Origin of the sequence: Nonomuraea longispora (assembly GCF_004348345.1) — a bacterium.
Lineage (GTDB): Bacteria > Actinomycetota > Actinomycetes > Streptosporangiales > Streptosporangiaceae > Nonomuraea > Nonomuraea longispora.
This window is the reverse complement of sequence record NZ_SMJZ01000183.1, coordinates 1-18448: the sequence shown is the minus strand read 5'-3', so window position 1 is coordinate 18448 and position 18448 is coordinate 1. Positions and strand designations below refer to the sequence as shown.

General features: G+C 65.0%; 20 protein-coding genes and 1 tRNA gene. 5 read left to right on the top strand and 16 right to left on the bottom strand.

The genetic code is table 11. The features are described from left to right. Nucleotides 1-118 precede the first annotated feature (118 nt). Complete coding sequence (locus E1267_RS34275) at nt 119-1906, bottom strand: bifunctional metallophosphatase/5'-nucleotidase (protein ID WP_132338851.1); 1788 nt, start codon at nt 1904-1906, stop codon at nt 119-121. Nucleotides 1907-2014: 108 nt separating this feature from the next. Between E1267_RS34275 and mshD the strand changes: the two genes are divergently transcribed. Further along, nucleotides 2015-2941, top strand: a complete 927-nt coding sequence (gene mshD, locus E1267_RS34270) for a mycothiol synthase (protein ID WP_246064435.1) — start codon at nt 2015-2017, stop codon at nt 2939-2941. Between the two features lie 5 nt (nt 2942-2946). Here mshD and E1267_RS34265 read toward each other — a convergent pair whose 3' ends face one another. The 3 genes from E1267_RS34265 to dcd form a co-directional block, all read right to left on the bottom strand. Then, nucleotides 2947-3951, bottom strand: coding sequence for an inorganic phosphate transporter (locus tag E1267_RS34265; protein WP_132338847.1), 1005 nt, complete (start codon nt 3949-3951; stop codon nt 2947-2949). A gap of 5 nt (nt 3952-3956) precedes the next feature. Then, nucleotides 3957-4574, bottom strand: coding sequence for a DUF47 domain-containing protein (locus E1267_RS34260; protein WP_132338845.1), 618 nt, complete (start codon nt 4572-4574; stop codon nt 3957-3959). Between the two features lie 251 nt (nt 4575-4825). After that, a complete protein-coding gene (gene dcd, locus E1267_RS34255; RefSeq protein ID WP_132338843.1) occupies nt 4826-5401 on the bottom strand; it encodes a dCTP deaminase in 576 nt (191 codons plus the stop codon). A 101-nt stretch (nt 5402-5502) separates the two neighbouring features. Here dcd and E1267_RS34250 point away from each other — a divergent pair. Beyond that, a tRNA-Gly gene (locus tag E1267_RS34250) sits at nt 5503-5573 on the top strand. A 192-nt stretch (nt 5574-5765) separates the two neighbouring features. Here the strand turns inward: E1267_RS34250 and E1267_RS44870 are convergent. The 10 genes from E1267_RS44870 to E1267_RS34200 form a co-directional block, all read right to left on the bottom strand. Beyond that, nucleotides 5766-5933, bottom strand: coding sequence for a hypothetical protein (locus E1267_RS44870; protein WP_165959960.1), 168 nt, complete (start codon nt 5931-5933; stop codon nt 5766-5768). Nucleotides 5934-6298: 365 nt separating this feature from the next. After that, nucleotides 6299-7594, bottom strand: coding sequence for a tyrosine-type recombinase/integrase (locus tag E1267_RS45935; protein ID WP_220449815.1), 1296 nt, complete (start codon nt 7592-7594; stop codon nt 6299-6301). Continuing rightward, on the bottom strand, nt 7594-7800 hold the full coding sequence (locus E1267_RS34235) for a helix-turn-helix domain-containing protein (protein ID WP_246064434.1): 207 nt from the start codon (nt 7798-7800) through the stop codon (nt 7594-7596). The genes E1267_RS45935 and E1267_RS34235 overlap by 1 nt, the downstream gene beginning before the upstream one ends. A gap of 12 nt (nt 7801-7812) precedes the next feature. Then, nucleotides 7813-9348, bottom strand: a complete 1536-nt coding sequence (locus E1267_RS34230) for a replication initiator (RefSeq protein ID WP_132338855.1) — start codon at nt 9346-9348, stop codon at nt 7813-7815. Between the two features lie 178 nt (nt 9349-9526). Further along, on the bottom strand, nt 9527-10936 hold the full coding sequence (locus E1267_RS34225; RefSeq protein ID WP_132338839.1) for an FtsK/SpoIIIE domain-containing protein: 1410 nt from the start codon (nt 10934-10936) through the stop codon (nt 9527-9529). Between the two features lie 88 nt (nt 10937-11024). Beyond that, nucleotides 11025-11327, bottom strand: a complete 303-nt coding sequence (locus tag E1267_RS34220) for a hypothetical protein (protein ID WP_132338837.1) — start codon at nt 11325-11327, stop codon at nt 11025-11027. Then, nucleotides 11324-11599, bottom strand: a complete 276-nt coding sequence (locus E1267_RS34215; RefSeq protein WP_132338835.1) for a hypothetical protein — start codon at nt 11597-11599, stop codon at nt 11324-11326. Before E1267_RS34215 ends, E1267_RS34220 begins: the two co-directional genes overlap by 4 nt. After that, nucleotides 11599-12012 carry a plasmid replication, integration and excision activator gene (locus E1267_RS34210; protein WP_132338833.1) on the bottom strand — a complete coding sequence of 138 codons (414 nt, stop codon included), beginning with the start codon at nt 12010-12012 and terminating at the stop codon, nt 11599-11601. The genes E1267_RS34215 and E1267_RS34210 overlap by 1 nt, the downstream gene beginning before the upstream one ends. A gap of 254 nt (nt 12013-12266) precedes the next feature. Beyond that, the gene (locus E1267_RS34205; RefSeq protein WP_132338831.1) at nt 12267-13007 is read right to left on the bottom strand and encodes a GntR family transcriptional regulator; all 741 of its coding nucleotides are present in this window, start codon (nt 13005-13007) and stop codon (nt 12267-12269) included. A gap of 174 nt (nt 13008-13181) precedes the next feature. After that, complete coding sequence (locus E1267_RS34200) at nt 13182-13367, bottom strand: hypothetical protein (protein ID WP_132338829.1); 186 nt, start codon at nt 13365-13367, stop codon at nt 13182-13184. Between the two features lie 396 nt (nt 13368-13763). Between E1267_RS34200 and E1267_RS34195 the strand changes: the two genes are divergently transcribed. From E1267_RS34195 to E1267_RS34185, 3 genes are all read left to right on the top strand, one after another. Next, on the top strand, nt 13764-14660 hold the full coding sequence (locus E1267_RS34195; RefSeq protein WP_220449814.1) for a DUF5919 domain-containing protein: 897 nt from the start codon (nt 13764-13766) through the stop codon (nt 14658-14660). Beyond that, nucleotides 14657-15481, top strand: coding sequence for an inositol monophosphatase family protein (locus tag E1267_RS34190; RefSeq protein WP_132338827.1), 825 nt, complete (start codon nt 14657-14659; stop codon nt 15479-15481). Before E1267_RS34195 ends, E1267_RS34190 begins: the two co-directional genes overlap by 4 nt. 655 nt (nt 15482-16136) lie before the next feature. Continuing rightward, nucleotides 16137-17081 carry a hypothetical protein gene (locus tag E1267_RS34185; RefSeq protein ID WP_132338825.1) on the top strand — a complete coding sequence of 315 codons (945 nt, stop codon included), beginning with the start codon at nt 16137-16139 and terminating at the stop codon, nt 17079-17081. A 409-nt stretch (nt 17082-17490) separates the two neighbouring features. On the opposite strand, the gene E1267_RS34180 is transcribed toward E1267_RS34185, so the two are convergent. Together E1267_RS34180 and E1267_RS34175 are read right to left on the bottom strand one after the other, a co-directional pair. Beyond that, entirely contained in the window at nt 17491-17772 is a 282-nt protein-coding gene (locus E1267_RS34180; protein WP_132338823.1) for a hypothetical protein, read from the bottom strand. Continuing rightward, nucleotides 17769-18266, bottom strand: coding sequence for a PIN domain-containing protein (locus E1267_RS34175; RefSeq protein WP_246064433.1), 498 nt, complete (start codon nt 18264-18266; stop codon nt 17769-17771). Before E1267_RS34175 ends, E1267_RS34180 begins: the two co-directional genes overlap by 4 nt. Between the last annotated feature and the right edge of the window lie 182 nt (nt 18267-18448).

The window sequence follows — 18448 nt, the reverse complement described above, 5'->3', positions numbered from 1 at the left end:
GTTCCGGCGAGGGCCGGGGAGGCCCCCGGCCGTGTGCGGCGGGTGGGTGACGTTGGCGGTGCCGTAAGAGATGGAGGGTGTGGACGGGCCCGCCCCCAGGGGACGGGCCTCGAAATGGTCAGCCGGTCACGGTGATGCGGTCGGTCGCGGGCGGGGCGATCGGGTTGTCCTTGCCGAGGTGGTCGACGAAGGCGTCGATGTCGAGCGGCCCGCTCCACACGTCGGTGCCCTCCTGGAAGGCCAGGAACGCGTCGCCGCCGCCCACCAGGAAGTTGTTGGCCGCGACCCGGACGGTCTGCGTGTCGGTCACCGGCGTTCCGTCGATCTTCATGTCGGAGACCTTCGAACCCCAGGCGGCGCTGGTGCTGTAGGTGTAGGTGAAGTTCGCCGAGGGCTGCAGGATCTTGGCGAACGCCTGGTTGTTGGGCCCGCCGGGGAACTGCTGCTCCAGCACCGTCTTGAGCTGGGCGCCGGTCAGTGTGACGACCTGCATGAGGTTGTTGAACGGCTGAACGGTGAAGGCCTCGCCATACGTGACGATCCCGTCGCCTTCGCCGGCCGGTGACGACGCGTGCGACAGCGAGGCCCGCACCCCACCCGGGTTCATCAGCGCGATCTGCGCGTCGCCGCCGGTCCTCGTGGCGGCGAGCTGGGCGTCGGCGATGAGGTTGCCGAGGGGCGACTCGCCTGAGGACGCGGCCGTGTTGGTGATGTCGGCGGTGATCGTGCCGACGGCCTTGTTGGCGACGGGGGCGACGCGGTCCTTCCACGTCTGCACGAACATTGAAATTTCGGGATCTGGGGTGACTGTTCGGGTCACCACGTGGTTGTCCGCCACGAGCGAGGCGCGGTCGATGTCCCGCGTTCTGGCGTCCACCTTCATGTCCACCTGCGTGACGACCCGTCCGAACGAGCCGCCCTGCGAGAACAGCCGGTTCCTGCCCGCCGGGTCCTTCACCGTGCACACGTACGCCTGGTGGGAGTGGCCGCTGAGCACCACGTCGATCTCAGCGTCCACCTGCGTCGCGATGCGGTTGCCCGCCCCCGGGACGGCGCTGCACGCGTCGGGCGACTGGCCCTCGTTCACCTGGTCGCCCTCGTGCACGAGCACCACCTGGGCCTTGACGCCCACGAGCTTGAGCAGCTTGGACGCCACGTTCGCGGCCTTGACCTCGTCCGCGAACGTGAGGTCCTTGATCCCCTCGCTCGACACGATGCCCGGCGTCGTCTTCGTGACCAGGCCGATGAAGCCGATCGGCACGCCGTTCATCCACTTGACGCTCACCGGCGGCAGCGCGGGCACGCCGAAGCCGGACAACGCCTGCTTGAGCCGCGCCGCGTTCGAGCCGCCGAGCGCGGCCAGTGCGTCGGTCTTCGCGTGGCGGTTCTTGAACAGCACGTTCGCGCCCACGTAGTCGAACTTCGCGCCCTTCCACTCGCCGGCGGGCGAGCAGCCGTCCACCGGGTGGCAGCCGCCCTTCATGATCCGCCGCAGCTCGGCGTAGCCCTCGTCGAACTCGTGGTTGCCCACCGCGGCGACCTTGAGCCCCAGCTTGCCCAGGAACTCGACGGACGGCTCGTCGTGGTAGGCCGCCGAGATCAGCGGCGTCGCCCCGATGAGGTCGCCCTGGGCCACCGCGATCGTGTTCCTGTCGGACAGGGCCTTCATGTGGGTCGCGACGTAGGCCGCGCCGCCGGCGTCGACCGTGTTGCCGTGCTCGTCGACCATGCGGCCTGAGGAGCCGGTCGGAGGCTCGAGGTTGCCGTGGAAGTCGTTGAGGGCGAGCAGCCGTACGGGAACCGTACGCGGTGGCTTGCTCGCGTCCGCCGGAAGGGCGGAGAGCGTGACCGCTCCCGAGGCGACGGCTCCGGCCAGCGCCAGCCGGAGGAAGGAACGAGACGTCATGGCCCAAGACGTTACGACCGTTGTCCGTGCAGCCGATGTCGCAAAGGTAACGATTTGCCGGGCGCTGCCATGGCGTTATTTGCCAGCCATAGGCCTAGAGTTCGTTCTGTGAGTGTGCGTGTGGAAGTTCGGCAAGTGCTCGATGACCAGGAGATCGCCGACGTGCTCGGCCTGGTCCAGGTCGCGACGGAGGCCGACGGCGTACGGCCGCTCAACGAGCACGTGATGCTCCATCTGCGCTACGGCGGCGACCCGCAGGCCCGCTCCCTGCTGCTCATGGAGGACGACACCCTGGCGGGCTACGCCCACGTCGACCCCACCGACGAGGTCGAGGGGCCCAGCGTGGAACTCGTCGTCCACCCCGCACACCGCCGCCGCGGCCACGGCACACGGCTGCTGAGGTCCGTGATGGACCTGGCGGGCGGCAGGGCGCGCCTGTGGGCCCACGGAGGGTATCCGGGGGCGGGGGCGCTGGCGGCCGCGTTCGGGTTCGAACGCGTGCGCTCGCTGTGGCAGATGCGCCGCTCCCTGTTCGCCCCGCTGCCTCCCGTCACCCTGCCTCCGGACGTCAGCCTTCGCACGTTCGTACCCGGCCAGGACGAGGAGGCGTGGCTCAAGGTCAACGCCGAGGCGTTCGCCCATCACCCCGAGCAGGGCGCGTGGACGATGGACGACCTGCTGCGGCGCGAGCAGGAACCCTGGTTCGACACCGAGGGTTTCTTCCTGGCCTTCCGCGGCGAGCGGCTGGCCGGCTTCCACTGGACGAAGGTGCACGGCTCGTCCGCGCACGGCCACGAGCCTCTGGGAGAGGTGTACGTCGTCGGCGTCGACCCCTCCCAGCAGGGCACCGGCCTCGGCAAGGCCCTCACCTTGGCCGGACTGCACCACCTCCGGGCGCGCGGCCTCGCCCAGGCGATGTTGTACGTGGACGAGGCCAACACGGCGGCGATCAGACTGTACGAGTCCCTCGGCTTCAACCGGTGGGACGTGGACGTGATGTACGCGGCTCCCGAGACAGGCGTCCCGGCTTCCTGAGACGCCTACTCCACGATCGCGTGAAGGATGAAGTAGGAGACGGACGCCACGAGCGCCGCGGCCGGGATGGTGAGGATCCATGCCGTCACGATGTTGCCCGCGACGCCCCACCGTACGGCACTGAGCCGCTTGGTGGCCCCCACGCCCATGATCGCTGACGTGATCGTGTGCGTGGTGGAGATGGGCGCCCCGAACCCGATGGCGGCTCCGTACAGCACGGTCGCCGCCGCCGACTCCGCGGCGAACCCCTGGGGTGGGTCGAGCGCGATGATGCGGCGGCCGAGCGTGCGCATGATGCGCCAGCCGCCGGCGTACGTGCCCAGCGAGATCGCACCCGCGGCGGCCAGGATGACCCACTGCGGGATCGGATCGTTCTTGTCGGCGAAACCGCCGACCGTCAGTGCCAGGAAGATGACACCCATCGTCTTCTGCGCGTCCTGCAGCCCGTGCCCGAGCGCCATGGCGGCGGCCGAGACGGTCTGCGTGTAGCGGAAGCCGCGGTTGGTCTTGCCGGGCTGGCTGTTGCGAAAGATCCAATAAATTGCGATCATGATCGCGGCGGCGAGACTGAACCCGACCAGGGGCGAGAAGATCATCGGGATGACGACCTTCTCCATGACGCCGTCCCAGTGCACCACGCTGGCCGAGGCCAGCGCGGCGCCCACCAGGCCGCCGATGAGCGCGTGGCTGGAGGAGGAGGGCAGACCGAAATACCAGGTGATCAGGTTCCAGGCGATCGCGCCGATCAGCGCTGACGCCACGATGACCAGACCGTGCGAGCCGTCAGGCGCGTCGATGATGCCTATGCCGACCGTCTGCGCGACCTGGGTGCCCAGGTGGGCGCCGATGAAGTTCATGGCCGCCGCCATGAACAGCGCGGCCCTGGGAGTGAGGGCCCGGGTCGAGACGGAGGTCGCGATGGCGTTCGCCGCGTCATGGAATCCGTTGGTGTAGTCGAATGCCAGTGCGATGACGACCACGCAGATGACGAGGCCGAGCGTGAGGTCCACCGGGCTTAGCTTTCCTTGACCGCGATCGACTCGACGGTGTTGGCCACGTGCTCGAAGGCGTCGGCGGCCTCTTCGAGGGCGTCGACCACCTCCTTCATCTTCATGACCGTGAGGGCGTCGAACTCGCCGCTGAACAGCTTGGCCAGCAACCTCCGATAGACCTGGTCGCCCTGGTTCTCCAGGCGGTTGACCTCGATCCAGTATTCGTTGAGGTTCTTCATCGAACGCAGCCGCGGCATGGCCTCCGCGGTGAGTTCCGCGGCACGCTCCAGCACCTCGACCTGCCTGACGACGTCTTTGGGCAGATGGTCGATCTGATACAGCACGATGAGGTCGGACGCCGCTTCCATGGCGTCCATCACGTCATCGAGGTTGGAGGCGAGCCGGTAGATGTCCTCGCGGTCGAAGGGGGTGATGAAGCTCTCGTTGAGCCGGTTCATGATCGCGTGAGTACGTTCATCGCCGGCGTGCTCGCAGGCGCGCATCTTCTCGGCCAGGGTCTCCCTGTCCGATCCGTCGCTGATGATCTCTACCAGTAGCCGGGATGCGGTGACCAGGTTGTTCGCCGAGTCGGCGAACAGGTCGTAGTAGCTGTCCTCACGTGGCGTGAGACGCAGGCGCACGTCGTTCTCCAGATGTGCGGGGATGGTCCGTGGAAGAGGGTACGGGTAGCCAGGCGAAATACGAACTTCATGTCCCCTTCGCCTAATGGCTACCCGGAGCAGGTTGTACGACACCGGAAACCCCGGTAGTTTGGGCGCTTTTTGCAGCTCCAGCTGACCTTAAACGGCCCGTCCGCATCGCCTCGACCCGGGGTACCCCTACTTCTCCGACCAGGATGTTCCCCGACTGTTCACCTGATGTTCATGTTTATTCAGATCTTCGTCCGGTGGAAGTTCCGGAACGACCGCGACGGGGTCGGCCCCCGCTGCCCCTGGTAACGCGACCCGTACTTGTCGGACCCGTACGGATGCTCGGCAGGAGAACTGAGCCTGAACACGCACAACTGCCCGATCTTCATCCCCGGCCACAACTTGATCGGCAACGTCGCCACGTTCGACAACTCCAGCGTCACGTGCCCGTTGAACCCCGGATCGATGAACCCCGCCGTCGAATGCGTCAGCAACCCCAGCCGCCCGAGCGAACTCTTGCCCTCCAACCGCGACGCCAGATCATCAGGCAACGTGATCATCTCGTACGTGGATGCCAGCACGAACTCCCCAGGATGCAGGATGAACGGCTCGTCCCCCGCCGGCTCCACCATCCGCGTAAGATCCGGCTGCTCCACGGACGGATCGATGTGCGGGTAACGATGGTTCTCGAACACCCGGAAGAACCGGTCAAGCCGCACATCGATGCTGGACGGCTGGATCATGTCCTGGTCGAACGGATCGAGCACGAGCCGGCCGGCGTCGATCTCGGCGAGGATGTCACGGTCGGATAGCAGCACGCACTGCAACCTACCGTCTCGGAGGCGAAAGTCCGCGAGGCGGGGATTGCTGATCCGGGGCAAGTTTCCGCTACAGTGGGGGACGCGGCTTTCGGTCGTACGCGGGTGTAGTTCAATGGCAGAACATCAGCTTCCCAAGCTGACAGCGCGGGTTCGATTCCCGTCACCCGCTCTCAGTATGAAAGCCCAGGTAGACCGGTTGATCCGGCACCTGGGCTCCTCTGTTTCCCGGGGTTGTTGATCTCTGCGTGCCATTAGCGTGCCATTGCCGGCCCCACGTTCCCCAGGACTACGAAGAGGCCGAGGCTCCTCAATCAACCGCAGGAGCTCCGGCCTCTTCAGATGGTGCTAGACCGCGTCGCTATCAGGCGTAGCTCTTGAGCTGCCAAGTGACCGCCTTGTTCTGGTACGGCGGCATGACGTTGGTCTTCGCGATGGGGGCGGTGGTCGTCGGCGCGGTCGTAACCTGCCAGACGCCGCTCTCGGGGCACCTCTCACCGGTCTTAGCAGTGGTGCCAATCGGCTTTCTCACTGTGTCTCCTTTGACACGCCAAGGGAGTCTTTCCCCCTTGCCGAGCACTAAGGAGCTTGATCACATCCCGATCAAATGTCGGCCCTGCGCGGCGCAGGTAAACATTCGGATGCTAGGGTCGCTAACTGCCAAGTAATAGCGGGCCCCGGCTACAGGCATAGATCAGGCACCAGCCCTGGCCGTCTGTGGCCGGGGTTTTCGTGCTCACTCTGAGTCTAGCGGTACGAACAGACACTTGTGGGGCCCAGGAGCCGAACACACGCTCGCTTTCATCGGCTGCAGGCGATGACCTGGCCAAAGGTCATCAAGGGCGGACATGTCCGGCGTGTCGGCGGATCGTGCATCCCAGGGATCTTGACTGTGAGTCATTGGGGTATGTGTGGAACGAGCCGTCGATCGATCGCATCTGTGATCAACTTGTCGGCCCCCCGCACGGCATGCTGATAGATCATCGCGGCCCGGACGTTATCGTGTCCCATCCGCGCCATGAGGTCCTTGAGACCCGCGCCCGAGTCCGCCGCGATCATGTTTCCCGTGTGGCGCAGATCATGGAAGTGCAGGCCCGGAACACCGATCGCCCGCACGGCTGCCGTCCAGCCGGACAGCTTGTTGAACGCGCTCCGGCGCAGCGGGCCGCCCTTGATCCCGGTGAAGATCAGCGCTCCCGCGTCGGGCTTCACGTAGAGCCGCAGGTGTTCCCTCAGTGCCGGGATGATCGCCTGTGGGATGCCGACGATGCGCTTGCCGGCCTTGGACTTGGGCGGGCCGAGAACCAGCTCACCAGTGGAGCGTTCCACATAGGCAAGGCGCACGCGGACCGTGCCTGCGTCAAGGTCGAGGTCGGATCGGGTCAGTGCGGTGATCTCACCCCACCGCAGGCTCGCGAACGTGGCCAGGAGCACGAAGGCCCGGTACCGGCGATCGTGCGTGCAGTCGGCCTGGCCGGTGTCGATCATCTTCCACAGCGCCCGCCCGGCTTCGGCACGGGTTGGGAACACCTCTGCGTGCGTCCGCATCTCCCCATGCCTCTGGAATCGGATGCGGTGGCCCTCTCCCTTCTTGAGCCCTCGAATGCTGCCAATCGGGCTGCGCCCGACCTTGTCCGCCAACTCGAAGACCTGCCCCACGGAAAGGACCGGTCGCTCTTCGGCGTGCTCGTCGCCGGCCCCGCGGATCCGGCATGGGTTGCGGGAGATGATTCGGTCATCCTCGGCGGCCGTCATGAGTACGGCGCGGAGGAGGCGGTACGCCTTGGCAGCCATGCTCACCGAGACGCCCTTACCGAGCAGGTCCGCCCGCCACTGCCGAATCATCGCCGTAGAGAGCTTGCCGAGCGGGACGTTGCCGAGATAGGGCGTGATGTGCTTCTTGAGCAGCCAGCGATAGAGATCGATCGTCCTCGGTCGAAGCCCAGGGCGCTGGTCGATCCAGGTTGCCGAATACTCCGCGAGCTTGACCTTGGCCCGCTCGGGGTCGGTCCACGTCCCAGCGAGAATCTTCCCCTCGATCAGGGTCAGCGCCCGGTCGGCATCGCCCTTGCGCTCATAGGTCTCCTCACCCGTCCTGATCCGGCCGTCCGGTCCGGGATAGCGGATCTGGAAGCGCCCCGAGGGCAGCTTGCGGATGTTGCCGAAACGGCGGTGATTCTCCTTGTTCGCCATCAGGCGGCCCTCCCGGTTGCGTCGAAGGTCGTCATGGGCGGGACGGTCCCGGCGACGACGAAGGCGATCAGTGCGGACTCTCGGATGCGGACGTGCCGCCCGACCTTTACGAACTCGATGCGGCGTTCGGCGATCAGTCGGCGGACGAAGCGAACCGAGGTGCTGAGCAGTTCGGCCGCTTCGGGGACGGTGAACAGTTGGTCCAAGATCTCCTCCTCTCAGGCTGCCTGCGGAGTTGCCGAAAGTTCTTCGAGGCGTCTCAGGTGAGCGCGCCATCGCTGGCGTTCGGCGATGGATCGGAGGAGCCGGACGCCGATCGGAGCGACATCGGGATCGCCCGGCCTGACCGGCTGCCAGACGTAGCGGTGCGGGTCGGTGGGCTCGTCGGCCTGGCCGAGCGCTTCCAGGACCCATGTACGGCGGTCCTGCTTGTGTTCGGCGAGGGTCTTGTTGCTCCACTTGCGGGAGACCAGGACCCGGCGACCGGCGTAGCCGAGGTGTTCAGACTTGTGGGCCTTGGACCGGCAGCAACCGGGAACCATCCCCGGCTTGGCGTTCTTGGGCTGCACGCCGTACCGGAGCCAGTTCGGGCAGGTAGGCGAGCACGGTTCGTAACGCAGGACATCGACGAAGCGGGCCGCGTGCTCCCGCTGAGCCTGGCCGTCCAAGGTCTCGCTGAGGCTCTTCGTCAGGTACTTGGACAGGTACCGGATGCACTGGTCGGCGTCCGGTGACCCGGCGAGCACGCCCTTCACGTCCACCTGATCGCCGAAGCGGATCACGTGCATGGGCTCGTCGCCGAGCTGGTCGAGAGCTTCGTCCCACGTGGGCAGGACCTCGCCCGTGTCAGGGTCCGCGTAGCCGATGCCGTCGTTCCAGACGGGCAGGTGGTCACCCTCGAAGCGGGCGTCATCCGCCTGAGGCCACCAGACCTGGTGATAGGTCGCCGCCGCGATCTGCTTCATCTCAGCGCGCGGCAGGGTGCCCCGGATGGCCATGTGCAGATGCGGGGCCAGCCGCTTCTGAGGCTCCACCGTGGCGAAGTACTGCACGTCGTACCCGGCGACCCGGCGAAGGTTCTGCACGAACCGGTCCACCAGCTTGGAGAAGTGCAGCGCGTCACGAGCGGCCCGAACGTAGTCGTACGTGTCCGGGTCGATGGGAGCGCCGTTGAGGACCTTGCCGTAGCTCGGCAGGGTGAGCGTGACGAACAGCGAAGGACGGTAGGTTCTGCCGTCGGCCGCCTCGAAGGTCCGGCCCAGGGTGGTGCTGGCCATCTTCCGCTTGGGCAGGTCGGGTGCGTCCTGGCGGCGCTTGGTCGAGCGGACCCGCTTGGAGCCCGTGCGGCCCACCACGTTCCCGCGCATCCCGGCCTCGTTGATCTCGATGTCGAGCCCAGTAAGTACGGCGTCCAGGTCGGAGGTGTCGCCGCCGGCCTTTGCCTCCTCGTCGCGCTTGGCCTGCATGTCAGCGCGGAACTCGACGAGCCAGCGCTGCCCGTCGGTCGCCTCGTCGGGTGTGATGATCGGCTCCTCGTCGAGGTGCCAGCCCTCGCGGCACTGTGCCATCCGGAGTTGCCGGTTGCGCTTGGCGCACGGAGGACACTTGCTCTCCAGTGGTGAGCCGCACGGGACATCGACGACCTCTGACTCGCCGGTCGTCATGTCGAGCCGCCTGAGCGCCACGGGGCGGATGCAGACGCCGTGAACCTTGGCGATCTCCTCGGCAACGTCTCGGGCGAGCGGCTGGGCCATGCGGACAGCGCGCGGAGTCTTGCGGTCGGTCAACGGACCTCCTCTCCGATCTCTGGGAATGTGAGCGCTGTCTGTCCGCACTCGGAGCACTCGACCAGGCCACGCATCGCGTCGAGCCACAGGACGTTCAGCGCGCCGCACGAAGCGCAACGGAGGCCGTCGAGGAAGTGAGCCAGCGTCATCGGACCTCACCGACCATCGCGCGAATGTCGTCGTCGGAGACGTACGCGGCACGGACACGGATCGGATCGGGACTGGTCTCCAGCCGTACGTATCCGACGCCAGCGCCGCGTTCCGGACGAGGAGAGATGCGGTCGGCCAGCGCGCCGCGATCTCGTGCCCCGTCACCGAGCACCATGTCCACCTGCTCCGACTCGTCCAGCCGTAGAGCGATCTTGTCCGGGAAGAGGTTGCGGATGTTCATCACTTCCTTGCGAGGGTCTTGGAGCGCCGCCAGGACGCCGACGCCGACCGCGCGCCCTTGAGTGGTCAGCGTGGCCAAGGCAGCCGAGATGCGTTGCCTGAGCTGCCTGTCGGACTGGTAAGCGGTCAGGAACGCCACCTCATCGACTACGACCAGAACGAAGGGGTCGTCGAGGGTGGGTGTGTGCGATCGCTGCACCCCGGCGAAGCGGGCCGCCCGCTTGTGCATGACGCTCACGGCCTCGTCGAGCAGGTCAGCGCAGTCAGCGGGATCGGCCGCGTACCTGCCGCCGAAGAGTGCCTTGCCGTACGACAGCTCCATCAGCTTCGGGTCGAGTGCCCAGACCTCGACCAGGCAGGCACGCATCGCAGGCATCAGCCCTCGGATCGCTGACCAGATGATCGAGCCCTTGCCCGCCCCGGTGGCCCCGGCAACGAGGACATGAGTCCCGTGGAGCCGGAGAAGCCAGGGCGAGCCATCCTCCTGCCTGCCGATCTCGACCGGACCGACAGTCGGCGTGTCCGGGACCGGCAGCGCTGCGATCGGTGCGGACAGCGGGTCATGGCGTGGAAAGGTCAGCACGAGCTGACCGGCCTTGGCCACCGAGACGCGGCACGTCTCCGACCCGAAGCCGTGTGACAGGTTCTCGATCCGGTCGGACCAGTCCTTGACCGCCTGGCCGTCGAGCATGCGGACGGTGAGCCGGTCGGCCCAGGAATCGGAGGTCACCTTGACCAGCCGCGGAACGTACTCCCGCCCGCGTATGTGGCGAGCCAGCCCCGCGACGGTCATGACCGGTTGCCAGTGCCGCCGGTAGACCCAGAACCAGCGTGCGAAAGCGAGCAGTCGCCAGCCGATCCATCGCACGAACGTCGGCCGGTCGAGGACTGCCCAGGCGCCCATGGCGACGAGAGCCGGAACGACGAGCAGCAGCGCAGCGCGCCAGCCGTACACCAGGCAGAGGCCGGCGGGAACCGCGATCGCCGCCAGGGCGATGGGGTGCCGCCAGGTCAGCCGGAAGAGGCCGGTCATGAACCGGGCGATGAAGATGACCAGAGTGATGATGGCCGGGGTCTGCACCACGGCCGGTTTGAAGACCACCGCCGTGTCGGGCGTGGTCGAGACGATGCGGTGCGGCTCGTCGCCGGGCATCCTCTTGAACATTAGGGTGAAGTCCTTCCATGCATGTCGCGTGTGTGCGGAAGACCGAGGGGCCGCCGGAAGTTGCCGCTTCCTGCGGCCCCGCTGAACATCAGGCCGCCTCGCCGTCGGTGGCCTTGTGTGACTCGCCAAGGTGCAGTCGCTCGCAGTCGGCCAGGTACCGAGCAGCGGAGTTGAAGATCTCGCGAGCAACGGTCAGGTCGTCCTCGGTCACCGGCCCCGAGGTCGAGACGGTCACCGAGGCGTCCGGGGCGTCGAGGTTGAGGCAGGGCTTGCCGTTCTCCCCGAGCCAGGCGCTCGCTCGCAGCTCCGCCGAGCAGAAGGCGATGCTGATCCGCGACGGCTGACCGGGACGCATGGAGACGGTGACGTAGGTGTATGGGCTAAGCGTCATCGACCCGCCACCCCCAGCCCGTTCGGGAGGCCGTGGAACATGCGCTCCACCGCTCCCGCGAACATGGCTGCCTCTCGCGCCAGAGTCCGAGCGAACTCGACGTCGTCGAGGGTGACGTGATCGTTGGCCGAGGTGGTGACGAGCACCTGCGTGCCCCCGAAGACCAGTCCCAGGACCGGTGAGCGCTGTGGATACAAATGGTTCCGCACGTCAGCGCCCTGACCGACCTTGAGCGCGATCGTGCTGACCGGACGCGCCTTCCGCCGCCCCATCACGCCGCGTCCTTGGCAGGAGCGTTCGTCTTACCGGCCGGACGAGGAGCCCGCATCTCACGGACCTTGATCGAGTAGGCCAGCCTTCCGGCCTGGTTGACGTACGGCGTTGCGGTCATGTGGTCGAACTCGACCGGCGTGAACGGCAGCCCGGCCATCGGAGCCGGAGGAACCGGCTGCACCGGGCTGAGGATCTTGACGGAGACGGTCTTCTGAGCCGCCTTGAGTGTCGGGTCCGCGTCCATGACGCTGACCTGCCAGACGAGCTCTCCGCTCTGCTTGTCGCGGGTCTGGACGAAGCGCCCGTTGGTCGAGGCGTCGAAGTCCTTGACGGGCTCGACCTCGCCGACGATGTAGCAGCCGTGCGGGAACACCATGTCGAACGTGACGGGGATGGGACCTTGCAGTGCCATGAGGCATGCTCCTAGCTAGTCGTCTTGTCGCTAACTCGTCTTGTCGAGTTGTCATGAAGGTACCCGCAGGTCAGCGACTTGACAACACGAGTTAGCGGTATTTCTTCAAGATCTTCTGAGGGCTAGGAGGAATCGGCCCATAAGCCACGCGGAAACCATGTCAATCCGTGGCACGGCGTGAAAAGCGGTAATGCGGAGAATGTCCCGAATGAGGAGAAGCGTCGGAAGTGGGCGTGCTTTCAACGAGCCCCTTGCTAGAGGGAGTAAGAGTCTTCCAACTCGTGAAGGTCGCCGGGCAACACCAGGTCCACAACGAGCGCGGGTCGTCCTCCACCGTTGAACACGCTGGCCAGCACCCCGATGACCGGCGCGCTCTTGCGTATCTCCAAGAGCTTGGCTTCGTCCGCTGAAGGGTGCCGGGCGCTCAGCCGTTCGACGACGTGTTGCAGCTTGAGGCCCCTGCTCTCCCGGAGATGTTCCCTGATGCCGGCGGGGAGGGGTTCCGCCTCGGCGAGCAGCGTTCCCTCGGTCTGATGCACCGGACACCACACGGTGAACAGGTCCGTCGGTCGCTCGTCATCACGGAAGAGCACTCGGCGTCGTACGACTGTGGAGCCCTCTGGCACGTCCAAGAGTTTGGCGACTGCCGCAGAGGCCGCCACAGGTCCGGCCTCGATGATCGCGCTGTTCTCGTCGGCTTCCACACGATCCAGGATGGCGCGGCCCGGACGGGGGCTCTGGTTAGATGCGCCTGGCGGAGTCGCCTTCACGAAGGAGCCCTTGCCGTGTTCCCGCTCGATGATGCCGCGGAGTTGGAGAACCTGCAGCGCCCGGACCACCGTCGGGCGGCTCACCTTGAAGTCTCGGACAAGCTGCGTCTCGGAGGGCAGCAGGGAGCCGGGTGGATAGGTCCCGTCCGCGATCTTCTGCCTGATCGTCTGGACGATCTGGGCGTACTTCGGTGGCGCGAACTCTTCTGAGGACATGACGACCATCCAACAACTCGACTTGTCGTAAAGCCTAGTTCGAGTTGGACAGCCTGTCTGCCCCTCAGCTACAGGAAGCGTACGAGCTGGTGGAGGAACCACCTGACTGCGCAACAGACAGTCCCTCCACCAGCACCAAGACGCGACGGAACAGCACCCCTGTTCGCCGACCGCCGCGCCGGCTTATCGAGCCTCGCCGTTGAGCAGGGCGATCCAAACGTCCTGCGTCTTCTTGGCCCGCCAGCGATAGGTCTCGTGAATCTGCTGTACGACCCCATCGAGACGCGTGGTCCGACGAATGTAGGCAAGGCCACCCTCGCGGCAGCGTTCGTAAACGATGTCCTCGCACTCGCAGGTGTACTCGAGCACGCGCGGTGTCCCCTGCTTGCGAACGATCTCTCTCCAGACCAGACGCATGTGATTGGGCCGAGGAGGACCGACATGAGGTGCAAGGCACCCGACGTAGATGTTCACAGCGATGCCCCCGCCCGTCCGGTTCCGTTGCACCGCCAGCACCCATCGCGGTGCCGGTCATCAGGGGCAGCGACGCCTGATTCGTTCTCGGCTACCACCACGGTCCGGCGGCGGCTGACGTACTTCCAGCCCCGCCCTGAGCAGGAGTTACACGGCGCAGTCATGCAACGAGGATTGCCCGATGATCTGTCACGTCTCGATCGCTCCTGCGTACCGTCTGTGATCGGCCCGTCTCTTTTCGTCTCCTCTTTGTCTCGTCCGAGCCCGTCTCTGTCGCTAACCTGGGCTCGTATGGCACCCCAGCCCGAGGCGCGGATCATGAATGACCAGCCGATCCTGTTGAAGACCCTCCTCATGCAACGCCATTGGCAGACGTACAGCACGTTCTGTAAGGAGTACGACAAGGCGGCCAAGAAGGTGGACCCGTCGTTGCAGGGTGGTTGGCCGAGCCGGGCGCAGCTCCACCGGTGGCTGAACGGCGAGCTTAAGGGTCTGCCGTACTCGGGTCACTGCCGCGTCTTGGAGGCGATGTTCCCTGGCAGGTCGGCGCACGAGCTGTTCTCCACAGTTGCCGTCGAGATCCCCGCCCAGAGAACAGAGCCGGACCCAGCCAGAAGCGCCGGCCCCGACGCCGCAGTAACCGCCCCTCAATTGGCCGACGTGACCGCCGTCTTCAGTAGCCGTTCGGCTTTCTCCTCCGCATATCCGGCCTCGTCGTTGTTCGACGACGCGAAGGAGATCAACGCAGCGGGCCTGTCGCTCAACATCCTTTGCCAGAGTTACCCCGATCATCAGCTCAAGCGCCTGCTTGACTCCGGCACGCGCATTCGCTGCCTCTTCCTCGATCCGAAGGGCCAGGCGATCCGCGCCCGCGAAACGGAAGAGGGCTACACCGACAGCACCCTGACGACCCTCACGGCGCTCAACATCAGCATGCTGACCAGGCTGCGCGATCGGATCGACACCACGTCGGCCCAGCGCCTCGAACTCCACGTCTACGATGAGACGATCCGATTCAACCTGATCATCGTGGACCGGGCGTTGTGCGTGGTCCAGCCGTACCTGCCGCAGGCACGCGGAGTCGATTCACCTACCTTTGTGATCACGGACAACACCGCCGCAGAGGGGCTGTTCCCCGTCTTCGACCAGGTGTTCAGGGATATGTGGGAGCGGAGCAAACCCGTATGACCATCGACGCCCGATCGCTGCTCCCCATCGGTGAACAAGCTGTGCAGATCGCCAGCGAGATCATCCGTACCAAGGCTCCCGGCGTCATCACGGCCAAAGGGGATCGAGACATGGCGACGGAGGTGGATTACGCCGTCGAGCACGCCGTGCGGGAGTTCCTGGCTCGTGAGACGCCTGAGATCGGCTTTCTGGGTGAGGAGGAAGGCGGTAGTCGCCTGGGCGATGGCCTTATGTGGGCGCTGGACCCTGTGGACGGGACGGCCAACTTCCTGCACGGCATCCCGCTCTGCGGCGTCTCCCTTGGCCTCGTCGATAAGGACGCCCCCACGCTTGGTGTGATCGACCTGCCATTTTTCAACCTCCGCTATGCGGCGGCCGAAGAGGCCGGCGCTTGCGTCAACGGCTCCGCAATCCAGGTGGGCGATGCCCACGAGCTGCGGAGAGCGATTGTGGCGATCGGTGACTACGCCGTGGGAGAGAACGCCGAAGAGCGTAACCGGCCGAGGCTCGCTCTGACCGAGGAGCTTGCTGCGCGCGTTCAGCGCATTCGGATGTTCGGCTCAGCCGCGATCGATCTCGCGTGGGTGGCACACGGAAGGATAGATGCCGCCATCATGCTCAGCAACAACCCGTGGGATACCGCAGCAGGCGTCATCATCGCCAGGGAAGCGGGGGCAACGGTGATCGATATCGACGGCAGCCCGCACAGCATGACCGCCCAAGCGACCATCGCCGCAAGCCCGAAGCTTGTAGCCGATCTCGTCGAACTCATTGCAGAGGCCCGCAAGGCCGGGGTGTTCGACCGGAAGATTGCCGAATAGCTCTTGTAGGTATCAAGGCGGCGGCGCACGCGCCGCCGCGCGGCCCGAGCTTGCGGGCCGCGCGCTGCGCGTGCGGCCTGGGGGCCGTTCTCGCGCCCGCCCCGCCACTCGGGCCGACCTCCAGCGTGGATACTGATGCGCACGAGGCTGCCGCACGGGCCGCGTCAGGTTTCAGCCCGGCTATACACAAGGATGGCCTTTGACCAGTCGGCCATCCTTTCTATGTAGGACCGAAGAAAAGATCGGCCGCCTCGCGTAAACGGGAGAACGATCAGGGCAGGAACCGTGAACAGCACCACTGTGAGGAGGGGCAGGAGCGCAAGCGCTACCACCAGGACCCTCACCGCACCTGCACCAGTGGCCAGCGCAGAGAACGAGAACATCTGCATGGATCATGAGCCTTTCCGCCGCTTTCAACTTCGTGGGCTCAGCTTCGTCGACGCGGTGAGTGTTGCACTCAGGCAACGTCATGTTGCCTCGAGATTGGCAACACTGGAGAGATGTGCGACCGTGGAGCGTGTCAGATCATCCTTCCTCCAAGCTTGATCCACTTAGTTCAGACTTGGAGCCCGAAGTCCGTGCGCTAGCTGAGCTATTGCGCGGCTACCTTGACTTGACAGGCGTGAGTCTTCGCGCGACCAGCAAGATGTGTCACGTGGATCAAGGCACGTTGTCACGCTACTTAAGCGGAGGCCGCATCCCAGGCTGGCGCTTCGTCGACCAGTTCCTCAGTGTTGCAGCGCAGCAACAGGGGCGCGACCCCACTCAGGAGGAGCGGCTGCAAGCCCGTGAACTGCATGGATCCGCGTTGCGGGGACGTGGCAACACCAAGTGGGTTGTCGAACGGCTTGAACGAGAGTTGGAGGAAGCCCGCGAGGAGAAGCGTTACTCCGCCAAGCGAGAGAAGCTAGTAACGAGAGAGCTAGAGGTGCGTGACGAACGCATCAGCCAACTAGAAAATCAGATCAAGGAGATACAAGTCCAGAACCGGATGCTGGAAGGCTCGGATCGCACTAAGGTGCAACGAGCCATTGAACACAACAAAGCTGATTACGATCAAATCCTTCGGGAGCGCAATGAGCTTGAGCAGAAACGAAGGGAGTTAATCGCTGAACTGGCCCAAGTACGTGCAGCGAAAGATCTTGCAGAGCGTCGATGCGCACAGCTGACGCAAGAACTTGAAGAAGCCAAAGCTAAGCTTGTTGCCGTTGAAGCCATGGACATTACCGCGTGGGAGGAGAGTGATTCGGACGAGGAGGAGGGCGCGGACGATGAACCCCCAGAACCCAAGGCTGAAAGTCCGCTAACTCGGCGAGAGAAAAGGGCAGTTGAGCGCGCGTTGGACCGAAAAACGCTGCAGGTTCATTCTGCCTTGGTCTATCTACTTTCTTTTGCGGTATCTATATATCTTGGGTGGGTCTTCTCGTCGATTGCCCCTCGTTCTGCCTTGGGCAATGCCACTTTGGGAGGCCTTCTTATTCCTGTGGCCCTCACCGTTTTGGCCACACGCACGAGACGCCCCAATGGCTCATGGTTAAGGCACCTTATCGCCAACGTTGTAGTAGTCACCATATGTTTCATTTTGGGAAACCGAATCTGATGCTGTAGTTCTTCAAGTATGGGTGCAAAAGTAGACAGCATCGCAAGATGAGCCGCTCTGCTCTAACCAATTCCCTATGGGCGCTCCGGCTCCGGGATGATCGCCGCACCGGGAGCGAGGCCGTAGGTGGCTGAGGCGGAAGCCTGATCATCCCGTCCGCCATCGACCGGGGCAAGCCGAGCAGACCAGGGCCACGGGGTCAAGGTCGTTCGTCCGGTGGGGCGCTCCACCTTGACCCCGTGGCCCTGGCCCGCTTCCCCTTCGGGCGGGTCGACGGCAGACGGGATGATCAGGAGGCCGGCGTGTGCGCGTCACGCGAGGAAGGCCAGGTCGCAGGCTGATCGTCGTGCCATTAGCGTGCCATTAAGTGCGGTAACGAGGGGTCAACCACGGTCACTCACGACCGGCCTCAGCTCCAGGTCAACGCGTCTACGAGCCAAGATCCCTGCAATTCCCAAGCTGACAGCGCGGGTTCGATTCCCGTCACCCGCTCCAATCGAGAAAGCCCAGGTAGATCGATGAATGCGGTGCCTAGGCTTTGATCTTGTCTGGGTTTGGTTTCGCTGTCGTGCCAGATTCGTCCCAAACGATTGATCTTGCCGTGATCGCCCGACTGGTTCGAGTGCTCCGCCGTCGTCGTCAGCCCTCGCGTCGTCTCCGGGCTCCAGCCTTGCTTGACGATCTCGCTCAACTGCGCAGGGCCGCAACCGCTTCAACGAGGCCGGCGCGCTCCAGAGCGTCGAGAACGTCATAGATGGTCTGTGGCGGCCTAGTGCGTGAGTCCGCGATCTGTTGCACGCAAGCCCAGACGACGCGGTCATCGAAGTCAATCTGATCAAGGACGAAATCGTCCGGGCTTTTGGCATCTACGCCCCATGTGGCCAGCGTCTCGACGGGGAAGTCCCGCAGGTTCGACGTCACGATCACCTGGGCGTTCGCCTTGATGGCTGCAGCCAGCACGTGCCTGTCGTCAGGGTCCGGCAGTTTAAGACCCTCGACGATCGGCTCGTACCCTTCCACAATGCAGTCGGGGACGGCGTCAATCATCAGTTCACGCAGGCGCTCCAGCTTGGCTGGAGCGAGATCCGGCAGATTCGCGGCGAGGTTCCGCTGTACCTCATCCAGGATCGCGTGCGTCCACTTCGCCTGGACCAGGCCAGATTGCGCTAGCCCCGTTTTCCGCACGTCGGGTTGATTGAAGATCGTCGGGTTTGCTGTGGTGATCGTCGTCGCGGTATGACCTGGCAGATGAGGCAGCGTGCGCAGTGGGGCCAGGCCAGTGTCGAGAAGATGCTCGGAGCATTACCGGTGGTGGCCGCGTTCTGCTCGCGGCTGCGGATCCGGGAGCTGGTGGATGCGGCTTGTCC